Below are 19,967 nucleotides of genomic sequence, written 5' to 3' on the forward strand. Positions count from 1 at the left end.
ATCACATGGATCTGGTACTCGACCTGCTTGCCACCGTGTCCCGCTGGAGTCGCAGCAACCTCTCGGAAATCGCCCTGGCATTGGTGGGCTGTCTGCTGGTGCTGTTCGGCGCGGACATCAAGGGCTGGGTCGAGCAACGCCTGGGCGGCATCGCCGGCGCCCTGCGCGTGCCGCTGATGGCCTTGCTGTGCATGGTCGGCAGCGGCCTGGCGCTGATCTATGCCACGCCGTGGATCGTCCGCGGCCTGAGTCAGTTCAACAACTACAGCCTGGCGCCAGTGCTGCTGGTGGTATTGGTGCTGATTGGCGTGGTCGCTGATCGTCGCTGACCTGTCGACCCCCTTCGCCGGCTTGCCGGCTCCTACAGCCCCCCGTAGGAGCCGGCTTGCCTGCGAACGCAATCCAAGGGCAGCCCCCGTTATCAAGGAAGAACATGAGCAAGAAAATCATCGAGGACACCAGCAAGTTCCTCAGCTACGTGCTGCGCCACGAGCCACAGGCCATCGGTCTTGAGCTGGACAGCCAAGGCTGGGGCGATCTCGACGCGCTGATCAGCGGCGCGGCCAAGAACGGCCGGCAACTGAACCGGGAACTGATCGAGCGGGTGGTCGAAGGCAACGACAAAAAGCGCTTCGCCCTCTCCGCTGACGGCCAGCGAATTCGTGCCGTTCAGGGACACTCCAACAAGGCCGTGCAATTGCAGCTTGAGGCAAAGCAACCACCCGCCGTGCTCTACCACGGCACTGCCACGCGCTTCATGGAGTCGATCAATGAGAAGGGGCTGATCCCGGGCTCACGCCATCACGTGCACCTGTCCCAGGAAATCGACACCGCCAAGGCCGTGGGCCAGCGTTACGGCAAGGTGGTGATCCTGCAGGTCGACGCCCAGGCCATGCAGGCCCAGGGTTTCACTTTCTATCAGGCAGAGAATGGGGTGTGGCTGACCGACCAGGTGCCGGTCAGTTTCATCCAAGCCTTGTAGGAGTCAGCTTGCTGGCGAAGGCGTCCTTAAGGGCACCTTCGCTGGCAGCGGAACGCCGCCCGGCCAGCTCCTACAATAGCGAGTCCGGCTCAGTCGATTTTTTCGAACTTCAGATCCCACACGCCATGGCCCAGGCGCTCGCCACGACGCTCGAACTTGGTGATCGGGCGTTCGGCCGGGCGTGGTACGCACTTGCCGTCTTCGGCCAGGTTGCGGTAACCCGGGGCGACGTTCATCACCTCCAGCATGTATTCGGCATAGGGCTCCCAGTCGGTGGCCATGTGCAGAATGCCGCCCACCTTGAGCTTGCTGCGCACCAGCTCGGCGAAGGAGGCCTGGACGATGCGGCGCTTGTGGTGCCGGCTCTTGTGCCACGGATCGGGGAAGAACAGCATCAGCCGATCCAGGCTGTTGTCGGCGATGCAGCGATTGAGCACTTCAATGGCGTCGCAATCGTAGACCCGCAGGTTGGTCAGGCCCTGAGTCAGCACGCCATTGAGCAGCGCACCGACGCCCGGACGGTGAACTTCCACACCAATGAAGTCCTGCTCCGGAGCCGCCGCGGCCATTTCCAGCAGCGAGTGGCCCATGCCGAAGCCGATTTCCAAAGAGCGCGGCGCCGAACGGCCGAACACCTGGTCGTAGTCCACCGGGGCGTCGGCCAGGGGCAGCACGTACAGCGGCGCGCCCTGGTCCAGGCCACGTTGCTGGCCTTCGGTCATGCGCCCGGCGCGCATCACGAAACTCTTGATACGGCGGTGTTGGCGCTCGTCGCCGGCTTCCGGCTGGATTGGCGTGTCGTTTGATTCAGTCATCAATGGCTCTTACTTGATCAGACCATCCAGCGGCGAGGAGGCGCTGGCATAGAGTTTCTTCGGCATGCGACCGGCGAGGTACGCCAGGCGGCCCGCGACAATTGCGTGTTTCATGGCTTCGGCCATCAGCACCGGTTGCTGCGCATGGGCGATGGCCGAGTTCATCAGCACCGCCTCACAGCCCAGCTCCATCGCGATGGTGGCGTCGGAGGCGGTGCCGACACCGGCATCCACCAGCACCGGAACCTTGGCTTCTTCGAGGATGATCTGCAGGTTGTACGGGTTGCAGATCCCCAGCCCGGTGCCGATCAGGCCCGCCAGGGGCATGACTGCGATGCAGCCCATTTCCGCCAGTTGGCGAGCGATGATCGGGTCATCGCTGGTGTAGACCATCACGTCGAAACCTTCCTTGACCAGCACTTCGGCGGCCTTGAGGGTTTCCAGCACGTTGGGGAACAGGGTCTTCTGGTCGGCCAGGACTTCCAGCTTGACCAGGTTGTGGCCATCCAACAGCTCACGGGCCAGGCGGCAGGTGCGTACCGCTTCCACTGCGTCATAGCAGCCGGCGGTGTTGGGCAGGATGGTGTAGCGATCCGGTGGCAGGATATCCAGCAGGTTCGGTTCGCCCGGGTTCTGGCCGATATTGGTCCGGCGCACGGCGACGGTGACGATCTCGGCACCCGAGGCCTCGATGGCCAGGCGGGTTTCTTCCATGTCGCGGTACTTGCCGGTGCCTACCAGCAAACGCGATTGGTACGTCCGACCGGCCAGGACGAAAGGCTTGTCACTACGAACGTTGCTCATCGGAAATCCTCTGTTGGGGTGAGGTTCTTGCAGAATTCTTCATCAGGCCCGGGGCCCTGGAGCCCTCATTCCGGGGCCGGTGAACGCGTCTTCCATGGGAGAGGCCCGGAGCCGGGCCAGGGCGCTGCGCAGAATACGTAGCAGCGCGATTGACGCCAGTGGCTAGCCGCCGCCGATGGCGTGGACCACTTCCACCTGGTCGCCCTCGTTGAGGGCGGTCTCGGCGTGCTGGCTGCGCGGAACGATATCCAGATTGAGTTCCACCGCGATCCGGCGTCCGGTCAGGTCCAGACGGGTCAGCAGGGCCGCAACGGTCGAGCCGTCGGGCAGTTCAAAGGATTCACCGTTCAACTGAATGCGCATGCTCAAGGCCGCCATCATTTTTAGGGGCCAGCATTCTAGCCCGATCGTGACCTAAAGGTCAGCTACAAGCGTCAGCCGGCCCCTTGCAGGCGCCAGGCGGCAAGGCCCAGCAGGAACCAGCCAACCAGGAAGGCCAGGCCACCGAAAGGGGTGATGATGCCCAGCTTGCTGATGCCGCTCAGGGTCAACAGGTACAGGCTGCCGGAGAACAACAGGATGCCCAGGGTGAACGCGATGCCGGCCCAGGTCACCAGCCGCCCTGGAATATGCGCCGCCAGCAAGGCGACGCCGAACAGCGCCAGGGTATGCACCAGCTGGTAAGTGACCCCTGTATGAAAAATAGCCAGGTACTCGGTGCTCAGGCGGTTTTTCAGACCGTGAGCGGCAAAGGCACCCAGGGCGACCCCGGTGAAACCGAAGAAAGCGGCCAGCATCAGGAAGCCACGCAACATGAGGAACTCCAGTCAGATTCAGCGCAAAGGGTCTGTATAATGGCGCGCTCAACGGGTTCGGCCAAGCCATCTCTATGCTGCGTTATCTGTTTCGTCGCCTTGTAAAAGCCTTGATGTGGTTCGTGGTCGGCAGCGTGCTGCTGGTGCTGCTGTTCCGTTTCGTGCCGCCGCCGGGCACCGCCCTGATGGTGGAGCGCAAGGTCGAATCCTGGATCGACAACGACCCCATCGACCTGCAACGCACCTGGAAGCCTTGGGATGAAATCTCCGACAACCTCAAGGTGGCGGTGATCGCCGGCGAGGATCAGAAATTCCCCGAGCACTGGGGCTTCGATATCGATGCAATCCAGGCGGCGTTGATCCACAACGAACGGGGCGGTTCGATCCGTGGCGCCAGCACCCTGAGTCAGCAAGTGTCGAAAAACCTGTTCCTCTGGTCCGGCCGCAGCTACTTGCGCAAGGGGCTGGAAGCCTGGTTCACCGCGCTGATCGAGGTGTTCTGGCCCAAGCAGCGGATTCTTGAGGTCTACCTCAACAGTGTCGAATGGGATGAAGGGGTGTTCGGGGCAGAAGCCGCGGCGCGCCATCACTTCGGCGTCAGCGCGGCCAACCTGTCGCGCCAGCAAGCCAGCCTGCTGGCCGCTGTCCTGCCCAATCCAAGGGTGTGGAGCGCAGCGCGGCCCAGCACTTACGTGATGCAGCGGGCGGGCTGGGTTCGGCGGCAGATGAGCCAGTTGGGTGGGGCCGATTACCTGAATCGGTTGAATGAAGCCCGTAAAGCGCCGTGGGCGGGTTAGGTAAACCAGGCATATTCGCCGACAAGCCACTCCTACAAAAGACACGCAAACAAAAACGCCCCGATCATCTCGGGGCGTTTTGCATGACGCTTCAGGCTTAAGCGGCGATGGACAGCTTCAACTTGTTCATCGCGCTCTTTTCCAGCTGGCGGATACGCTCGGCCGAAACGTTGTACTTCTGCGCCAGGTCGTGCAGCGTGGCTTTCTCTTCGGCCAGCCAGCGCTGGTAGAGGATGTCACGGCTGCGCTCGTCCAGCACTTCCAGCGCTTCGTGCAGGTTGTGGGTGGAGTTGTCGCTCCAATCGGCATCTTCCAGTTGCAGCGCCGGGTCGTAGCGATGGTCTTCCAGGTAGTTGGCCGGCGATTGGAAGGCGCTGTCATCATCCGCTTCAGCAGCCGGATCGAAGGCCATGTCCTGGCCGGTCAGACGGCTTTCCATCTCGCGCACTTCACGGGGCTCGACGCCCAGGCTTTCCGCCACGCGATGCACTTCTTCATTGTTCAGCCAGGCCAGACGCTTCTTCTGGCTGCGCAGGTTGAAGAACAGCTTGCGCTGAGCCTTGGTGGTCGCGACTTTCACAATCCGCCAGTTACGCAGGATGAACTCGTGAATTTCCGCCTTGATCCAGTGCACCGCAAAGGACACCAGGCGCACACCCATTTCCGGGTTGAAGCGCTTCACGGCTTTCATCAGGCCAACGTTGCCTTCCTGGATCAGGTCAGCCTGGGCCAACCCATAGCCGGAATAGCTACGGGCGATATGTACGACAAAACGCAGGTGGGCGAGCACCATCTGCCGAGCCGCCTCAAGATCCTGCTCATAGTAGAGACTCTCGGCCAGTTCACGCTCCTGCTCGGGCGTCAGCAATGGAATGCTGTTCACCGTGTGCACATAGGCCTCCAGGTTTGCGCCTGGAACCAATGCGTAAGCAGGTTGCAAAGAAGTGGTCATACGAAAAAACCTCCGACTCACATAACTCGTGCAGTTCAGCACTGCGAAAATTGACCGGAAACCGCGAAACAAGTTCCCAAATATTCTGAAAGGTCAATACAAGCAAAATGACATTACTTCGGTGCCAGCTCCCTCAGGTGGCGGGCCACCGCAATCCACGCACCGATATAACCCAACAGCACCGCACCAAGCAAGAGCGATAGACCATCAGCAACCGGCACCCCCGCCAGGGCAAAATCACTGCCGTACAAGCCGGCCAAACCGATCACCGCGTCGTTCAGCCAGTTCAGGCCAAACGCCAGTACGCCCCAGGACAGAATCCCCGCACCGAAGCCATACAACGCGCCCATATAAAGGAAGGGACGGCGCACATAGCTGTCTGTGCCGCCGACGAGTTTAATCACTTCTATCTCTGTGCGGCGGTTTTCAATATGAAGACGAATGGTATTGCCTATCACCAAAAGTAATGCAGAAACCAGCAACACCGTCAGGCCGAAGACAAAACGGTCCCCCAGCTTGAGGATGGCCGCCAGCCGCTCGACCCATACCAGGTCCAACTGCGCCAGTTGCACCTTGGGCATTTCCGACAACCGCTGACGCAAGGCCTCCAGGGTCGCCTTGTCCACTTCGCTCGGCGTGACCAGCACTACGCCCGGCAGCGGATTGTGGGGCAGCTCGCGCAAAGCCTCACCCAGGCCGGACTGCTGCTGGAATTCTTCCAGCGCCTTTTCCTTACTGATGAACTCGGCATCCGCCACACCGGGCAGGCCCTTGATCTCTTCGCCAAGCTTCTCACCTTCGCTGGCTGAAGCCCCCAGATCCAGGTACAGCGAAATCTGCGCTGCCCGCTGCCAGGAACCGCCCAGGCGCTCGACGTTGCTGAGCAGCAACGACAGGCCCATGGGCAAGCTCAGGGCCACAGCCATCACCAGGCAGGTAAAGAAACTGCCGATGGGCTGCTTGCCCAGGCGCCGCAGGCTGTCCAGCAAGCTGGCGCGATGGCTTTCGATCCAGGCATGCAACAGGGTGGCGAAATCCGGACCGTCGTCCTCGTCGCGCTTTTTCTTCGGTGGCGGTGCTTCGGAGGCCTTGGGCGCTACGCGCTCCGCCACTTTAGGGGTACGTGTGGCACTCATACGCCGGCCTCCCCGTCGCCAATCAATCGGCCGCGCTGCAGGGTCAGCATGCGGTGACGCATGCGCGCGATCAGCGCCAAGTCGTGACTGGCGATCAGTACGCTGGTGCCCAGGCGGTTGATGTCTTCGAACACGCCCATGATTTCCGCCGCAAGACGCGGGTCGAGGTTACCCGTGGGTTCGTCCGCAAGCAGTAGAGCCGGGCGGTGGACGATGGCTCGAGCAATACCTACGCGCTGTTGCTGACCGGTGGACAGATCACCTGGGTAAAGATCGGTTTTGTCCGACAAAGCCACGCGCTCCAGGGCCGAATCCACGCGCTTGGCGATTTCCGCCTTGGACAGACCGAGGATCTGCAACGGCAGAGCGACGTTGTTGAACACCGTGCGATCGAACAATAACTGGTGATTCTGGAACACCACGCCGATCTGCCGCCGCAAGAACGGGATCTGCGCGTTGCTGATCTGACCCAGATCCTGCCCGGCCAGCAGCAATTTGCCGGAGGTAGGGCGTTCCATGGCCAGCAGCAGGCGCAGCAAGGTGCTTTTGCCGGCGCCGGAATGGCCGGTGACAAACAGGAATTCGCCACGACGGACGCGAAAGCTCAGCTCATGCAGGCCAACGTGGCCATTGGGATAGCGCTTACCGACCTGTTCGAAACGAATCATGAACGCTCCCGCTCGGCAAACAGTGCCTGGACAAAGGGTTCTGCTTCAAAAGTACGCAAGTCATCGATGCCTTCACCGACCCCGATATAACGGATCGGCAGACCGAATTGCTTGGCCAGGGCGAAGATCACCCCGCCTTTGGCAGTGCCATCGAGTTTGGTCAGGGCCAGGCCGGTCAATTCCACGGTCTGGTTGAACTGTTTGGCCTGGTTGATGGCGTTCTGGCCGGTACCGGCGTCCAGCACCAGCAGCACCTCGTGCGGCGCATCGGCGTCGAGCTTGCCGATTACCCGGCGAACCTTCTTCAGCTCTTCCATCAGGTTGTCTTTGGTGTGCAGGCGCCCCGCCGTGTCGGCGATCAGCACATCGATACCACGGGCCTTGGCCGCCTGCACGGCGTCGAAGATCACCGAAGCGGAATCGGCGCCAGTGTGCTGGGCGATGACCGGGATCTTGTTGCGCTCGCCCCAGACTTGCAGTTGCTCCACCGCCGCGGCGCGGAAGGTATCGCCGGCCGCCAGCATGACTTTCTTGCCTTCCAGCTGCAGTTTCTTTGCCAGCTTGCCGATGGTGGTGGTCTTGCCGGCGCCGTTGACGCCCACCACCAGGATCACGAAGGGTTTGTTCTGGGCGACGATTTTCAGCGGCTGCTCCACCGGCTTGAGCATGCTGGTGAGTTCGGCCTGCAACGAGGCGTACAGCGCATCGGAGTCGGTGAGCTGCTTGCGCGCCACCTTCTGGGTCAGGTTCTGGATGATCACCGAAGTCGCTTCGACCCCGACGTCGGCGGTCAGCAGACGGGTTTCCAGGTCTTCCAGCAACTCGTCATCGATGGCCTTCTTGCCCAGGAACAGGCTGGCCATGCCTTCGCCAATGCTGGCGCTGGTCTTGGACAGGCCCTGCTTCAAGCGGGCGAAGAAACCGACCTTGCTCTCTTCAACAGGACGGACCGGCTCGACCACGGGCTCGGGCTCCGCCACCTGGGCAACCGGCTCGGCAACAGGAGCAGGAGCAGGAGCAGGAGCAGGAGCAGGAGCAGGAGCAGGAGCAGGAGCAGGAGCAGGAGCAGGAGCAGGAGCAACAGGCTCCGGCGCGACGAATACCGGCGCTACCGGCGTTTGTACTTCGAGCACCGGAGCCGGGGTGACAACCGGCGCTTCGACCACCGGTTCAGATGCTGGGGCCAGGGCTGGAATCGGCGGAGTGACGTGCTCCGCCTGAGCGTCCTCCACCAGGGCCACCGGCTCTTCCGCTACCGGTAGAGTCAGCCAGGGCTTGTGCTCCGGGCTCGGAGTCAGGGGCAGCTCGGGCGCAACGGCCGCTACCGGCTCGACCTCGACCCGGGGTTGCAGCACCGGCTCGCCGGTCGACAGCACCACCGGCTCGGTCGGGGCTACGCTGGGAGCGGTTTCAATGACCGGAGCCGGCACCGGCTCGACAGGCACTTGCGGCTGTTCGACGACGGGTTCCTGCGGCTTTTTGCGCAGCCATCCGAACAGGCCTTTCTTCTCGCCAGCCGCGGCTGGGGTCTTTTTGTCGTCGTTGGAACCAAACATGGAGACGGCTATCTCAAGGTAGCGATGCGCCAGTGGGCGCTTCGGTAAATAAATATTCGATGCAGAACAGACTGTGTTTCATCCAGCTTGTTCACGCGCAACATGTTGTCGAAATGCCCAAAAGCACTTCAAGGATCGATTTTACTTAAGGACTGGAACGGCAAAATCGGCGAAAAGTCGAAGTTTAGCTGACAAATCAAGGCTTTTTGCCGGTAACTCATACAACCTGCTCAAGCACACTCTGATTCGTGCAAGCCTGATAGGCGTGGCCGCCAGTAAAACGGATCAGTATCCTAGCACCTCCTCGCCCGCACAGGCTAAGACCAAGCGGGCAGCCCAACAGGTTTAAAAACGAATGAATGCTCTAGCCCGCCGCGCTGCAGGCCTGCTGCTCAGCACAGTTTGTCTGCCCCTTGCAGCTCTGGCTGCCGACCCGCAACCCACCCACGAATTCACCCTCGACAACGGCCTCAAAGTGGTGGTCCGCGAAGACCATCGCGCACCGGTAGTGGTGTCGCAGGTCTGGTACAAGGTCGGCTCCAGCTACGAAACCCCGGGCCAGACCGGTTTGTCCCACGCCCTGGAACACATGATGTTCAAGGGCAGCGAGAAGGTCGGCCCGGGTGAAGCGTCCCTGATCCTGCGGGATCTTGGCGCCGAAGAGAACGCCTTCACCAGCGACGACTTCACCGCTTACTACCAGGTCCTGGCCCGCGACCGCCTGGGCGTGGCCCTGGAGCTGGAAGCCGATCGCATGGCCAGCCTGCGCCTGCCGGCCGACGAGTTCGCCCGCGAGATCGAGGTGATCAAGGAAGAACGCCGCCTGCGCACCGACGACAAGCCGCTGTCCAAGGCCTATGAGCGCTTCAAGGCCATGGCCTACCCCGCCAGCGGTTACCACACCCCGACCATCGGCTGGATGGCCGACCTGAACCGGATGAAGGTCGAGGAGCTGCGCCACTGGTACCAATCCTGGTACGCGCCGAACAACGCCACCCTGGTGGTGGTGGGCGATGTCACCCCGGATGAGGTCAAGGCCCTGGCCCAGCGCTATTTCGGCGCCATCCCCAAGCGCGACGTGCCACCGGCGAAGATCCCCCTGGAGCTGGCCGAACCCGGCGAGCGCCTGATCACCCTGCATGTGAAGACCCAACTGCCGAGTCTGATGCTGGCCTTCAACGTGCCAAGCATCGCCACAGCTGAAGACAAGCGTTCGGTCAACGCCCTGCGCCTGGCCGCGGCCCTGCTGGACGGCGGCTATAGCGCGCGCATTCCGACCCAGCTGGAGCGCGGCGAAGAGTTGCTGTCCAACGGTTCCACCAGCTATGACGCCTACACCCGAGGCGACAGTCTGTTCATGCTCTCGGCCACCCCCAACAGCCAGAAGAAGAAAACCATCGCCCAGGCCGAAGCCGGGCTGTGGCGCCTGCTGGACCAACTGAAAACCACCCCGCCGTCGGCCGCAGAGCTGGAGCGGGTCCGGGCACAAGTGATTGCCGGGCTGGTCTACGAGCGTGACTCGATCACCAGCCAGGCCAGTGCCATCGGCCAGCTGGAAACCGTCGGCCTGTCCTGGAAGCTGATGGACACCGAGCTGGCGGAACTGCAAAGCGTGACCCCGGAAGACATCCAGAAAGCCGCCCGCACCTATTTCACCCGGGAGCGTATGAGCGTGGCCCATGTACTGCCTGAGGAGTCCGCTCATGAGTAAGCGCAAGAATGCTTCACCGGTCCTGCTGGGCCTGGCCCTGGTCGCCCTGCTCACCGCCGGTGGCCTGTACCTGTCGCGCTCCGGCGAAAGTAATGCCAGCCAGGCCCTGGACAACGCCAAGAGCAGCCAGAAGCTGCAATCTCTGGCCGAGCTGGATGGCAAGGCCCCCAGCCACCGCAACCTCAATGTGCAGACCTGGAGCACCGCCGAGGGCGCCAAGGTACTGTTCGTCGAAGCCCGCGAGCTGCCGATGTTCGACATGCGCCTGATCTTCGCCGCCGGCAGCAGCCAGGACGGCAACACTTCCGGCCTGGCCCTGCTGACCAACGCCATGCTCAACGAAGGCGTGCCCGGCAAGGACGTGGGCGCCATCGCCCAGGGCTTTGAAAGCCTGGGCGCGGATATCGGCAACGGTGCCTACAAGGACATGGCCGTGGTCTCGCTGCGCAGCCTCAGCGCTGTGGATAAACGCGAACCGGCGCTTGAGCTGTTCGCCGAAGTGGTGGGCAAGCCGACCTTCCCTGCCGACTCCCTGGCGCGGATCAAGAACCAGTTGCTCGCCGGCTTCGAGTACCAGAAGCAGAACCCCGGCAAGCTCGCCAGCCTGGAGCTGATGCAGCGCCTGTACGGCAGCCATCCCTATGCGCATGCCAGCGAGGGTAACGCCAAGAGTGTTCCGGGCATCAGCCTGGCGCAACTGCAGGCCTTCCACGCCAAGGCCTATACCGCCGGCAACGTGGTGATCGCCCTGGTCGGCGATCTGTCGCGCAGCGACGCCGAGGCAATTGCCGCGCAAGTCTCCGCCGCCCTGCCCAAAGGCCCTGCCCTGGCGAAGGTCGAGCAACCCACTGAACCCAAGGCCAGCATCGGCCACATCGAATTCCCATCGAGCCAGACCAACCTGTTGCTGGCGCAACTGGGGATCGACCGTGACGATCCGGATTACGCCGCCGTGTCCCTGGGCAACCAGATCCTGGGCGGTGGCGGCTTCGGCACCCGGCTGATGAGTGAAGTGCGCGAGAAACGCGGCCTGACCTACGGCGTGTACTCGGGCTTCACCCCGATGCAGGCCCGCGGCCCGTTCATGATCAACCTGCAGACCCGCGCAGAAATGAGCGAAGGCACCCTGAAACTGGTGCAGGACGTGTTCGCCGAATACCTGAAAAACGGCCCGACCCAGAAGGAACTGGATGACGCCAAGCGTGAACTGGCCGGCAGCTTCCCGCTGTCCACCGCCAGCAACGCCGATATCGTCGGCCAGCTGGGCGCCATGGGCTTCTACAACCTGCCGTTGAGCTACCTGGAAGACTTCATGCGTCAATCCCAGGCACTGACGGTGGAACAGGTCAAGGCCGCCATGAACAAACACCTCGGCGTCGACAAGATGGTCATCGTCAGCGCCGGCCCCACCGTCGCGCAGAAGCCGTTGCCGCCCCCCACTGACAAACCCGCCGAGCAGCCGCTCGGGGTTCCGGAGCACTGATGGCCCGTCCAGCCCGTCCCAGCAAGAAGCCCGTCCACAACCAGCACAATGGCGTGGGCCAGCTGCGCATCATCGGCGGCGAGTGGCGCAGCCGTAAGCTGAGCTTCCCCGATCTGCCGGGGCTGCGCCCGACCCCGGACCGGGTGCGCGAAACCCTGTTCAACTGGCTGGCCCCCTATGTGGCCGGGGCCAAGGTCATCGACCTGTTCGCCGGCAGCGGGGCGGTGTTCCTTGAAGCCCTGTCCCGCGGCGCCGCCTCGGGGCTGGCCCTGGACAGCAGCAGCGTAGCGATCTCCAGCCTGCGCGAGCACCTGGGAACGCTGCGTTGCACCGTGGGCCAGGCGCAGACCGCTGACGCCCTGCGCTACCTGGAAACCCAGCCGGCCACGCCGTTCGACCTGGCGTTTCTGGACCCGCCGTTCAACCAGAACCTGCTGCCCGCCGCCTGCGCCCTGCTGGAGGAACGCGGCTGGTTGGCGGACGACGCCTGGATCTACACCGAAAGCGAAACCGCGCCATCGACCCTGGGCCTGCCCGGCAGCTGGCGCCTGCACCGTGAGCAAAAATCCGGGCAGGTGTATTACTCCTTGTGGCAACGTATGGCAGACAGCGCCGCGTAGAACCTGTTTACGCTCGGCCGGAACAAGCTGCGCAGCCCACCCGGGCTGTGCAGCGCCGCATCGAGACTCCCCCCGTGCCCAACTCGCCTGATCGTTTCATCCCCGCCTTCGGCCTTGGCAACCCGCACCTGCAGACGCTGTGGGGTCCGCTGTGGCGCCCGACCACCCACCTTGAGCGCCAGCGCGAACGTCTGTGGCTGGATGACGGCGACTTTCTCGATCTTGACTGGCACGGCCCCCATAGCGCCGAGGCCCCGCTGGTGCTGGTGCTGCACGGGCTGACCGGCTCTTCCAACTCACCTTATGTGGCCGGCCTGCAACAGGCCCTCGCCGCCCGAGGCTGGGCCAGCGCAGCGCTGAACTGGCGCGGCTGCTCCGGCGAACCCAACCTGCTGCCCCGCAGCTACCACTCCGGCGCCAGCGAAGACCTGGCTTCGGCCATTGCCCATCTGCGGGCCAAGCGCCCCCAGGCACCGCTGTACGCGGTGGGCTACTCCCTGGGGGGCAATGTGCTGCTCAAGTACCTGGGGGAAAGCGGCAGCGCCAGCCCGCTGCAAGGGGCCACGGCGGTGTCGGTGCCGTTTCGCCTGGACCAATGCGCCGACCGCATTGGCCAGGGGTTCTCCAAGGTCTATCAGGCCCACTTCATGCGCGAGATGCTGGCCTACATCAAGGACAAGCAACGCCAGTTCCAGCACGACGGCCGCCATGAAGGCCTGGCGACCCTGGCGCAACTGGGCCCGCTGACCAAGATGCGCACCTTCTGGGACTTCGATGGCCGGGTCACCGCGCCGCTGCATGGCTTTGCCGATGCCCAGGACTACTACCGCCGCGCTTCCAGCCGCTATTACCTTGGGGAAATCCGCACCCCGACCCTGATCATCCAGGCCGCGGACGATCCCTTTGTGTTCCCCCACAGCCTGCCCGAGGCCGGCGAACTGTCCGCCAGTACCCAGTTCGAACTGCAGGCCAAGGGCGGCCACGTAGGCTTTGTCGGAGGCAGCCTGAAACACCCGAGCTACTACCTGGAACAACGCATCCCGCAATGGCTGACCGGCCTGGACCGCCATGGATAAGCCCGCCCGGGAGTCGATCCGCTTCTGGCAGACCGCGCCCCTGGCCGGGGTCGAGTTGCTGGCCGCGCGCTACATCGAACAGCGCTTCGTGCCCCATGTGCACGAGGGTTATGTGATCGGCATGATCATGGCTGGCGCTCAGCGCTACCGCTACCGCGGGGCCGAACACCTGGCGGGCAGCGGCACCCTGGTGCTGATCAACCCGGACGAATTGCACACCGGGGCCAAGGGTGTTGAAGACGGCTGGCTGTATCGGGCCTTTTACCCGGACAACCGGCAGATTCTCAGCTTGCTGGATGAACTGGAACTGCCCAGCGGCAGCCTGCCGGCCTTTGGCGCCACCCTGTATCGGGACCCGGATCTGGTGCAGGGTTTTGCCCGCCTGCACCACCTGCTGGAAAGCCCGGCCACCGCCCTGCAACAACAGACCCAGTGGCGGGAAATGCTGCTGATGCTGTTGCAGCGCCACGCCGGAGTCCGGGCACTGGGTGAACCTGGGCAGGAACACCGGGCGATTGTCCAAGCCAAGGAACTGCTGCGCTCGCAACTGGCCGCACCGCCGTCATTGGAAGAGTTGGCGGCGGCGGTAAACCTGTCGCCGTTCCATTTCGCCCGGGTGTTTCGCCGGACCACCGGGATTGCGCCCCATACCTGGTTGATGCAACAGCGCATCGCCAAAGCCCGGGCCTTGTTGCGCGATGGCTGCCTGCCGCTGGCAGTGGCGACACAGTTGGGATTTGCCGACCAAAGCCATCTGAGCCGGCAGTTCAAGCAGGTGTATGGGGTGACGCCGGCAGCTTATCGCAGCGCCGTTCTGCAGTAGGGCGGCGCGGCTTTCGCGAGCAGGTTCGCGCCTGCTGCCGCCAACGCGTCCCTGTCGACGCTTTCGCGAGCAAGCTCGCTCCTACAGGTTCGCGGGGGCCTGCGGGCCGTAGGAGCTGGCTTGCCAGCGATGAGGCCGACGGATGCAGCCCGTCAATCGCCGGTGGCGACAGGCCGCTGGGCATCGGTGATCCATTCGCTCCACGACCCGGCATACAGGCGCCCCAGCGGGTAGCCGGCCAGGCACAAGGCGAACAGGTTGTGGCAAGCGGTGACGCCAGAGCCGCAGTAAGCCACCAACTGCTCCGGGGAGCGTCCTGCGAGCTTTTGCGCGAATCGCTGCTTGAGTCGGTCGGCCGCAAGGAAGCGCCCGTCCTCGCCCAGGTTGTCAGTGAATGCCGCGCATTGGGCACCAGGAATATGCCCGGCCACCGGATCGATGGGCTCCACCTCGCCACGAAAACGCGGCAGGCCACGGGCATCCAGCAGGGTCAGGTCCGCCTGACCCAGGCGCTGGCGCAAGTGCTCGGCATCCAGCAGCAGACTGTGGTCGGGCTGGCCGGCGAACCGGCCCGGCACGGTTTGCGGTGCATCCAGGCTCAGGGGCAGGCCCGCGGCGTGCCAGGCTTTGAGGCCGCCATCGAGAATGAACACGCCATCACGCTTGCCCAGCCAGGCCAGCAACCACCAGGCGCGGGCCGCGTAGGCACCGGGGCCGTCGTCATAGAGCACGATCTCGCTGTCGTTATCGATGCCCCAGGCCTGCAGGCGGGCCACCAGTTGCGCCGGCTCCGGCAACGGATGCCGGCCGGTCACGCCCTTGACCACCGGCGCGCTCAGATCCCGGTTCAGATCGGCGAAATGCGCCCCGGCGATATGTCCGTCGGCGTAACTGCGCTGGCCGTAATCCGGGTCTTCCAGAGCAAAGCGACAATCCAGAATCACCAGGCCGGGCTGTTGTTTTTTCTGGTCCAGGGCAAGCGGGCTGATCAACTGCGCGAGGGGCATAGCGGGCTCCTGTGAGTAAGTCGGAGATTGATCCTACTGCACTTCTTCCAGGGCTTGGGCCAGCGGCACGTAAAACTCTTCGAACAGGCCGTTGACCGCTTCCCGGGCCTGCTCGGTGACAAAACCGGCTTCCAGCACCAGCACCTGATAGACGCCGCGCTTGATGGCTTCCTCGCTCAGGTGGGTGGAGTTCTCCCGTGTGGTGCACAGAAAACGCACCCAGGAGGTGAGGATGATCCAGGCATTGAGGGTCAGGGATTCGATCTGCACCTTGTCCATGGCGACGATCCCGGCGTCGACGAAACGTCCGTAGATGGCCATGCCCTGGATCAGGCAACGCTGGGAGAAGCGCCGGTAGCGAGCCGCCAGTTCGGCGTCGCTGTCCAGCAGGTGTTCCAGGTCGCGGTGCAGGAAGCGATAGCGCCACATGGCCGCCAGCAGCGCCTGCAGGTAATAGCGCTTGTCTTCAACGGTGACCGCACGCCCGGGGGGCGGGCGCAGGAAGCTGTCCACCAGACTCTCGTACTCGGCGAACAACACGGCGATGATCGCCTGCTTGTTGGGGAAGTGGTAGTACAGGTTGCCCGGAGAAATCTCCATGTGCGCAGCAATATGGTTGGTACTGACGTTGCGCTCGCCCTGTTGGTTAAACAGCTCAAGGCTGAACTGAACGATGCGCTCGCGGGTTTTTATACGTGGGGCCATGGGCGTGGGCTTTAATCAGAAGGCTGGGGTGCATCTTACGTTCTATCCCCCTGTGGATAAATCGCGACCGGCACCGGATGGTATTTGACAATTTAGAGCATAAGCTCTAAAAAACTAGCCACCCTATAAAAACCGGAGCCCGTCCATGTCTGCCGAAATCGCTTACCTGCAGGATTCCCTTCAGCAACAGGACGAGCTGCATGCGCTGTTCGAAGCCCAGCGCCGGGCCTTCGCCGCCAATCCCATGCCACCGGCCGCACAACGCCAACAATGGCTCAAATCACTGCAGAACCTGCTCGACACCGAACGCCAGGCACTGATCGATGCCATCAGCCAGGACTTCAGCAACCGCAGCGCCGATGAAACCCTGCTGGCCGAGCTGATGCCCAGCCTGCATGGCATTCACTACGCCAGCAAGCACCTGAAAAAATGGATGAAGCCGTCTCGTCGCGCCGTCGGCCTGGCCTTCCAGCCAGCCTCGGCCAAGGTGGTTTATCAGCCGCTGGGGGTGGTGGGCGTCATCGTGCCGTGGAACTACCCGCTGTACCTGTGCATGGGCCCGTTGGTGGGGGCCCTGGCCGCCGGCAACCGGGTGATGCTCAAGCTCAGTGAATCCACCCCGGCCACCGGCCAGTTGCTCAAACAGTTGCTGGCCCGGGTATTCCCCGAGGATCTGGTGTGCGTGGTGCTGGGCGAAGCCGAAGTGGGCATGGCCTTCTCCAAGCTGCGTTTCGATCATCTGCTGTTCACCGGCGCCACCAGCATCGGCAAGCACGTGATGCGCGCAGCGGCCGAAAACCTGACCCCGGTGACCCTGGAGCTGGGCGGCAAGTCCCCGGCCATCGTGTCCCACACCGTGCCCCTCAAGGACGCCGCCGAACGTATCGCCTTCGGCAAGACCCTGAACGCCGGGCAGACCTGCGTCGCCCCGGACTACGTGCTGGTGCCGGAAGAACGCATCGGTGCCTTTGTCGAAGCCTATCGTCAGGTGGTGCGTGGTTTTTTCCCGACCCTGGCGGACAACCCCGACTACACCGCGATCATCAACCAGCGCCAGTTGACCCGGCTCAACGGCTACCTGAGCGACGCCACCAGCAAGGGCGCGCTGTTGGTGCCGCTGTTCGAACAGAGCCAGGAGCGGCGCCTGGGCCATAGCCTGCTCTTGAATGTCACCGACGACATGACCGTGATGCAGGACGAGATCTTCGGTCCGATCCTGCCCATCGTGCCCTACAAGACCCTGGACCAGGCCCTCGCCTATATCACCCAGCGTCCGCGCCCCCTGGCCCTGTACTACTTCGGCTACGACAAGTCCGAACAGCAGCGGGTGCTCAACGAAACCCACTCCGGCGGCGTGTGCCTCAACGACACCCTGCTGCATGTGGCCCAGGATGACCTGCCGTTTGGTGGTGTCGGCCCTTCCGGCATGGGCCACTACCACGGGCATGAAGGCTTCCTGACCTTCAGCAAGGCCAAGGGAGTGTTCATCAAGCAGCGCTTCAACGCGGCGCGCCTGATCTACCCGCCTTATGGAAAATCGATCCAGAAACTCATCCAGAAGCTGTTCATTCGTTAACCAGTACATCGCCGGGTAATAACAACAATGACCCCTAGCCTGTCTGAAACACCCGCGCTGTCACGGCGCGGATTGCTGAAAATCAGCCTTTGCGCCAGCGCCTTCCTGGCCACCGCAGGACTGGGCGCAAGCCTCAGCGGTTGCTCCGCCAGCACGCCCGCCAGCGGCTTCGCCATGCTGCGCAGCAATGACCTGCCGTTTTTGCGGGCGCTGATCCCGGTGATGCTTGAAGGCGCCGTGGCGGCGGACAAGATGCCCGCCGCCATCGACGGCACCCTGGCCAACCTGGACAACGCCCTCAATCACCTATCGCCGGAAATGTTCAAGCTCACCCAGCAGTTGTTCGATGTGCTGGGCATGGCGGTCACCCGCGGCCCGCTGACGGGGATCTGGGGCAGTTGGGAAAACGCCAGCGCCGAGGCCATCCGCAACTTCCTCAGCCGCTGGGAAAACAGCTTCCTGGCCCTGCTGCGCATGGGCCATGCCTCGTTGCTGCAACTGGTGATGATGGCCTGGTACACCCGCCCTGAGTCCTGGGCCCATTGCGGTTATCCCGGGCCACCGAAGGTCTGACCGGCTTTTGTAGCCGCCGCCATAGGCTACGCGCGAGCGCTTAGGTTCGTGGGGCGATGGGGCAGCGGCTGGGGATCGTCAAGCAAGGCCCTGCGGGCCTTTTCGCAGCTTCGCAGGCTCAGCAGCGGCTACAGTGGATCCGCGCCGAGCCTTCAATAATAAGAGAGCGTCCGATATGCCTGTACCTGATCTGTTCCGCGAAGGCCTGAACCGTGGCTGGAAAACCTACAACGGCTCGCAGCTGGAGCAGGACCTGACCCTGGAAGCCGATGTCGCCATCATCGGCAGCGGCGCCGGTGGCGGCACCACCGCCGAAATCCTCAGCGCCGCCGGCTACAAGGTGCTGTTGATCGAGGAGGGCCCGCTCAAGACCAGCGACGACTTCAAGATGCTGGAGGACCAGGCCTACACCAGCCTCTATCAGGAAGGCATCGGGCGCATGAGCAAGGACGGCGCCATCACCATCCTCCAGGGCCGCGCCGTGGGCGGCACCACCCTGATCAACTGGACATCGAGCTTCCGCACTCCCGACCCGACCCTGGAACACTGGGCCAGGGAACACGGGGTGGTGGGCCACAGCTCGGCGGAGATGGCGCCCTGGTTCGAGAAAATGGAGCAGCGCCTGGGGGTGGCGCCCTGGGTCATGCCGCCCAACGCCAACAACGACGTGATCCGCAAGGGCTGCGAAGCCCTGGGCTACAGCTGGCACGTGATTCCGCGCAACGTCCGTGGTTGCTGGAACCTGGGCTATTGCGGCCTGGGCTGCCCCACCAATGCCAAGCAATCGATGCTGGTGACCACCATTCCGGCAACCCTGGAGAAAGGCGGCGAGCTGCTGTACCTGGCCCGGGCCGATCGCCTGCTGCTCAAGGGTGACCAGGTCAGTAGCCTGCAATGTGTGGCCATGGATGCCCGTTGCGTGGCGCCCACGGGACGAACCATCACCGTCAAGGCCAAGCATTACGTGCTGGCCGGTGGCGGCATCAACAGCCCCGCCCTGCTGCTGCGCTCCGATGCCCCGGACCCGCATTCGCGCCTGGGCAAACGCACCTTCCTGCACCTGGTGAACTTCTCCGCCGGCCAGTTCGACGAGGTGATCAACCCGTTCTACGGCGCGCCGCAATCGATCTACTCCGACCATTTCCAGTGGCAGGACGGCACCACCGGCAAGATGTCCTACAAACTCGAAGTACCGCCCCTGCAACCGGCCCTGGCCAGTACCCTGCTAGGCGGTTTCGGGCCGCAGAGCGGGTTGTCCATGGAGCAACTGCCCCACACCCACGCCATGCTGGCCCTGCTGCGGGACGGCTTCCACCCCGATAGCACCGGTGGCAACGTCGAGCTGCGCGGTGACGGCACCCCGGTGCTCGACTATCAGGTCTCGCCCTACGCCTGGGACGGTCTGCGCCGGGCCTTCCACAGCATGGCGGAGATCCAGTTCGCCGGCGGCGCCAAGGCAGTCAAGCCGCTGCACAGCGACGCCCGCTTCGCCAAGACCCTGAATGAAGTCCGCACCCAGATCGACGGCCTGGACCTGGCGCTGTACCGCACCCGCCTGGGCAGCGCCCACGTGATGGGTGGCTGCGCCATGGGCGAAGACCCGAAAAGCGCCGTGGCCGACAGCCTCGGGCGTCACCATCAATTGCGCAATCTGTCGATCCACGACGGCTCGCTGTTTCCCACCAGCATCGGTGCCAACCCACAGCTGTCGGTCTACGGCCTGACGGCGCAACTGGCCACGGCCCTGGCGGAGCGCTTGAAAACGGCGTGAAAAAGCGGGGTATTTTCGTCGTCTATAGTGCTTTCTTCCCTAAAAGGCGACTTGGCCGACCGGGAAGGCTGCGATACCATCCGACTCCCCAACGGAT

At 63.4% G+C, this 19,967-nt stretch carries 21 protein-coding genes; 11 read left to right on the forward strand and 10 right to left on the reverse strand.

The annotated features are described in order from the left end of the window. Positions 1–5 precede the first annotated feature (5 nt). The gene (locus tag LOY69_RS28370; protein ID WP_011064021.1) at positions 6–329 is read left to right on the forward strand and encodes a DUF3392 domain-containing protein; all 324 of its coding nucleotides are present in this window, start codon (positions 6–8) and stop codon (positions 327–329) included. Positions 330–433: 104 nt separating this feature from the next. After that, positions 434–982, forward strand: a complete 549-nt coding sequence (locus tag LOY69_RS28375; RefSeq protein ID WP_265073892.1) for an RNA 2'-phosphotransferase — start codon at positions 434–436, stop codon at positions 980–982. A gap of 89 nt (positions 983–1,071) precedes the next feature. On the opposite strand, the gene trmB is transcribed toward LOY69_RS28375, so the two are convergent. From trmB to LOY69_RS28395, 4 genes are all read right to left on the reverse strand, one after another. After that, complete coding sequence (trmB, locus tag LOY69_RS28380) at positions 1,072–1,797, reverse strand: tRNA (guanosine(46)-N7)-methyltransferase TrmB (protein ID WP_016967620.1); 726 nt, start codon at positions 1,795–1,797, stop codon at positions 1,072–1,074. A gap of 9 nt (positions 1,798–1,806) precedes the next feature. Continuing rightward, entirely contained in the window at positions 1,807–2,601 is a 795-nt protein-coding gene (locus LOY69_RS28385; protein WP_007921204.1) for a thiazole synthase, read from the reverse strand. A 162-nt stretch (positions 2,602–2,763) separates the two neighbouring features. Next, entirely contained in the window at positions 2,764–2,964 is a 201-nt protein-coding gene (gene thiS / locus LOY69_RS28390; protein ID WP_162884096.1) for a sulfur carrier protein ThiS, read from the reverse strand. 71 nt (positions 2,965–3,035) lie between these two features. After that, complete coding sequence (locus LOY69_RS28395; RefSeq protein WP_102862088.1) at positions 3,036–3,416, reverse strand: DUF423 domain-containing protein; 381 nt, start codon at positions 3,414–3,416, stop codon at positions 3,036–3,038. A gap of 74 nt (positions 3,417–3,490) precedes the next feature. On the opposite strand from LOY69_RS28395, the gene mtgA reads away from it, so the two are divergent. Further along, positions 3,491–4,213 carry a monofunctional biosynthetic peptidoglycan transglycosylase gene (gene mtgA / locus LOY69_RS28400; RefSeq protein WP_102862089.1) on the forward strand — a complete coding sequence of 241 codons (723 nt, stop codon included), beginning with the start codon at positions 3,491–3,493 and terminating at the stop codon, positions 4,211–4,213. A gap of 97 nt (positions 4,214–4,310) precedes the next feature. Here the strand turns inward: mtgA and rpoH are convergent, their stop codons facing one another. The 4 genes from rpoH to ftsY all read right to left on the reverse strand — a co-directional run bounded on the left by rpoH (position 4,311) and on the right by ftsY (position 8,525). Further along, the gene (gene rpoH / locus LOY69_RS28405; RefSeq protein WP_016967616.1) at positions 4,311–5,165 is read right to left on the reverse strand and encodes an RNA polymerase sigma factor RpoH; all 855 of its coding nucleotides are present in this window, start codon (positions 5,163–5,165) and stop codon (positions 4,311–4,313) included. A 113-nt stretch (positions 5,166–5,278) separates the two neighbouring features. Then, positions 5,279–6,301 (reverse strand): permease-like cell division protein FtsX, encoded by a 1,023-nt coding sequence (gene ftsX, locus LOY69_RS28410; RefSeq protein WP_102862090.1) that lies wholly within the window; start codon positions 6,299–6,301, stop codon positions 5,279–5,281. Further along, entirely contained in the window at positions 6,298–6,969 is a 672-nt protein-coding gene (gene ftsE, locus LOY69_RS28415; protein WP_016967614.1) for a cell division ATP-binding protein FtsE, read from the reverse strand. Before ftsE ends, ftsX begins: the two co-directional genes overlap by 4 nt. Then, positions 6,966–8,525 carry a signal recognition particle-docking protein FtsY gene (ftsY, locus tag LOY69_RS28420; RefSeq protein WP_265073893.1) on the reverse strand — a complete coding sequence of 520 codons (1,560 nt, stop codon included), beginning with the start codon at positions 8,523–8,525 and terminating at the stop codon, positions 6,966–6,968. The genes ftsE and ftsY overlap by 4 nt, the downstream gene beginning before the upstream one ends. A 355-nt stretch (positions 8,526–8,880) precedes the next feature. Here ftsY and LOY69_RS28425 point away from each other — a divergent pair, with 355 nt between their 5' ends. The 5 genes from LOY69_RS28425 (at position 8,881) to LOY69_RS28445 (ending at position 14,238) form a co-directional block, all read left to right on the forward strand. Continuing rightward, positions 8,881–10,236 (forward strand): M16 family metallopeptidase, encoded by a 1,356-nt coding sequence (locus LOY69_RS28425; RefSeq protein ID WP_102862092.1) that lies wholly within the window; start codon positions 8,881–8,883, stop codon positions 10,234–10,236. Then, positions 10,229–11,719, forward strand: a complete 1,491-nt coding sequence (locus LOY69_RS28430) for a M16 family metallopeptidase (RefSeq protein ID WP_253084039.1) — start codon at positions 10,229–10,231, stop codon at positions 11,717–11,719. The genes LOY69_RS28425 and LOY69_RS28430 overlap by 8 nt, the downstream gene beginning before the upstream one ends. Then, entirely contained in the window at positions 11,719–12,339 is a 621-nt protein-coding gene (rsmD, locus tag LOY69_RS28435; RefSeq protein WP_265073894.1) for a 16S rRNA (guanine(966)-N(2))-methyltransferase RsmD, read from the forward strand. Before LOY69_RS28430 ends, rsmD begins: the two co-directional genes overlap by 1 nt. Positions 12,340–12,413: 74 nt before the next feature. Continuing rightward, a complete protein-coding gene (locus LOY69_RS28440; RefSeq protein ID WP_102862095.1) occupies positions 12,414–13,415 on the forward strand; it encodes a hydrolase in 1,002 nt (333 codons plus the stop codon). Continuing rightward, positions 13,408–14,238 (forward strand): AraC family transcriptional regulator, encoded by an 831-nt coding sequence (locus LOY69_RS28445; RefSeq protein ID WP_110594322.1) that lies wholly within the window; start codon positions 13,408–13,410, stop codon positions 14,236–14,238. Before LOY69_RS28440 ends, LOY69_RS28445 begins: the two co-directional genes overlap by 8 nt. Before the next feature lie 152 nt (positions 14,239–14,390). Here LOY69_RS28445 and LOY69_RS28450 read toward each other — a convergent pair whose 3' ends face one another. Together LOY69_RS28450 and LOY69_RS28455 are read right to left on the reverse strand one after the other, a co-directional pair. Then, entirely contained in the window at positions 14,391–15,245 is an 855-nt protein-coding gene (locus LOY69_RS28450; RefSeq protein ID WP_110652433.1) for a sulfurtransferase, read from the reverse strand. A 33-nt stretch (positions 15,246–15,278) separates the two neighbouring features. Continuing rightward, complete coding sequence (locus LOY69_RS28455) at positions 15,279–15,950, reverse strand: TetR/AcrR family transcriptional regulator (protein ID WP_102881181.1); 672 nt, start codon at positions 15,948–15,950, stop codon at positions 15,279–15,281. Between the two features lie 145 nt (positions 15,951–16,095). Between LOY69_RS28455 and LOY69_RS28460 the strand changes: the two genes are divergently transcribed. The 3 genes from LOY69_RS28460 (at position 16,096) to LOY69_RS28470 (ending at position 19,870) form a co-directional block, all read left to right on the forward strand. Continuing rightward, entirely contained in the window at positions 16,096–17,526 is a 1,431-nt protein-coding gene (locus LOY69_RS28460) for a coniferyl aldehyde dehydrogenase (protein ID WP_102862099.1), read from the forward strand. A gap of 27 nt (positions 17,527–17,553) precedes the next feature. Next, a complete protein-coding gene (locus tag LOY69_RS28465; RefSeq protein ID WP_102862100.1) occupies positions 17,554–18,099 on the forward strand; it encodes a twin-arginine translocation pathway signal protein in 546 nt (181 codons plus the stop codon). Positions 18,100–18,274: 175 nt separating this feature from the next. Then, positions 18,275–19,870 carry a GMC family oxidoreductase gene (locus LOY69_RS28470; RefSeq protein WP_123389954.1) on the forward strand — a complete coding sequence of 532 codons (1,596 nt, stop codon included), beginning with the start codon at positions 18,275–18,277 and terminating at the stop codon, positions 19,868–19,870. The last annotated feature ends 97 nt before the right edge of the window (positions 19,871–19,967 follow it).

Origin of the sequence: Pseudomonas sp. B21-059 (assembly GCF_026016285.1) — a bacterium.
Classification (GTDB): Bacteria; Pseudomonadota; Gammaproteobacteria; order Pseudomonadales; family Pseudomonadaceae; genus Aquipseudomonas; species Aquipseudomonas danubii.

What these genes read in the sequence shown, in the direction of transcription:
- LOY69_RS28395 (WP_102862088.1), bottom strand. Translation starts at nt 3,416, where the DNA reads ATGTTGCGTGGCTTCCTGATGCTGGCCGCTTTCTTCGGTTTCACCGGG.
- LOY69_RS28460 (WP_102862099.1), top strand. Translation starts at nt 16,096, where the DNA reads ATGTCTGCCGAAATCGCTTACCTGCAGGATTCCCTTCAGCAACAGGAC.
- trmB (WP_016967620.1), bottom strand. Translation starts at nt 1,797, where the DNA reads ATGACTGAATCAAACGACACGCCAATCCAGCCGGAAGCCGGCGACGAG.
- LOY69_RS28375 (WP_265073892.1), top strand. Translation starts at nt 434, where the DNA reads ATGAGCAAGAAAATCATCGAGGACACCAGCAAGTTCCTCAGCTACGTG.
- LOY69_RS28455 (WP_102881181.1), bottom strand. Translation starts at nt 15,950, where the DNA reads ATGGCCCCACGTATAAAAACCCGCGAGCGCATCGTTCAGTTCAGCCTT.
- LOY69_RS28430 (WP_253084039.1), top strand. Translation starts at nt 10,229, where the DNA reads ATGAGTAAGCGCAAGAATGCTTCACCGGTCCTGCTGGGCCTGGCCCTG.
- LOY69_RS28370 (WP_011064021.1), top strand. Translation starts at nt 6, where the DNA reads ATGGATCTGGTACTCGACCTGCTTGCCACCGTGTCCCGCTGGAGTCGC.
- LOY69_RS28385 (WP_007921204.1), bottom strand. Translation starts at nt 2,601, where the DNA reads ATGAGCAACGTTCGTAGTGACAAGCCTTTCGTCCTGGCCGGTCGGACG.
- mtgA (WP_102862089.1), top strand. Translation starts at nt 3,491, where the DNA reads ATGCTGCGTTATCTGTTTCGTCGCCTTGTAAAAGCCTTGATGTGGTTC.
- ftsX (WP_102862090.1), bottom strand. Translation starts at nt 6,301, where the DNA reads ATGAGTGCCACACGTACCCCTAAAGTGGCGGAGCGCGTAGCGCCCAAG.
- rsmD (WP_265073894.1), top strand. Translation starts at nt 11,719, where the DNA reads ATGGCCCGTCCAGCCCGTCCCAGCAAGAAGCCCGTCCACAACCAGCAC.
- LOY69_RS28425 (WP_102862092.1), top strand. Translation starts at nt 8,881, where the DNA reads ATGAATGCTCTAGCCCGCCGCGCTGCAGGCCTGCTGCTCAGCACAGTT.
- thiS (WP_162884096.1), bottom strand. Translation starts at nt 2,964, where the DNA reads ATGCGCATTCAGTTGAACGGTGAATCCTTTGAACTGCCCGACGGCTCG.
- LOY69_RS28450 (WP_110652433.1), bottom strand. Translation starts at nt 15,245, where the DNA reads ATGCCCCTCGCGCAGTTGATCAGCCCGCTTGCCCTGGACCAGAAAAAA.
- ftsE (WP_016967614.1), bottom strand. Translation starts at nt 6,969, where the DNA reads ATGATTCGTTTCGAACAGGTCGGTAAGCGCTATCCCAATGGCCACGTT.
- ftsY (WP_265073893.1), bottom strand. Translation starts at nt 8,525, where the DNA reads ATGTTTGGTTCCAACGACGACAAAAAGACCCCAGCCGCGGCTGGCGAG.
- LOY69_RS28445 (WP_110594322.1), top strand. Translation starts at nt 13,408, where the DNA reads ATGGATAAGCCCGCCCGGGAGTCGATCCGCTTCTGGCAGACCGCGCCC.
- rpoH (WP_016967616.1), bottom strand. Translation starts at nt 5,165, where the DNA reads ATGACCACTTCTTTGCAACCTGCTTACGCATTGGTTCCAGGCGCAAAC.
- LOY69_RS28470 (WP_123389954.1), top strand. Translation starts at nt 18,275, where the DNA reads ATGCCTGTACCTGATCTGTTCCGCGAAGGCCTGAACCGTGGCTGGAAA.
- LOY69_RS28465 (WP_102862100.1), top strand. Translation starts at nt 17,554, where the DNA reads ATGACCCCTAGCCTGTCTGAAACACCCGCGCTGTCACGGCGCGGATTG.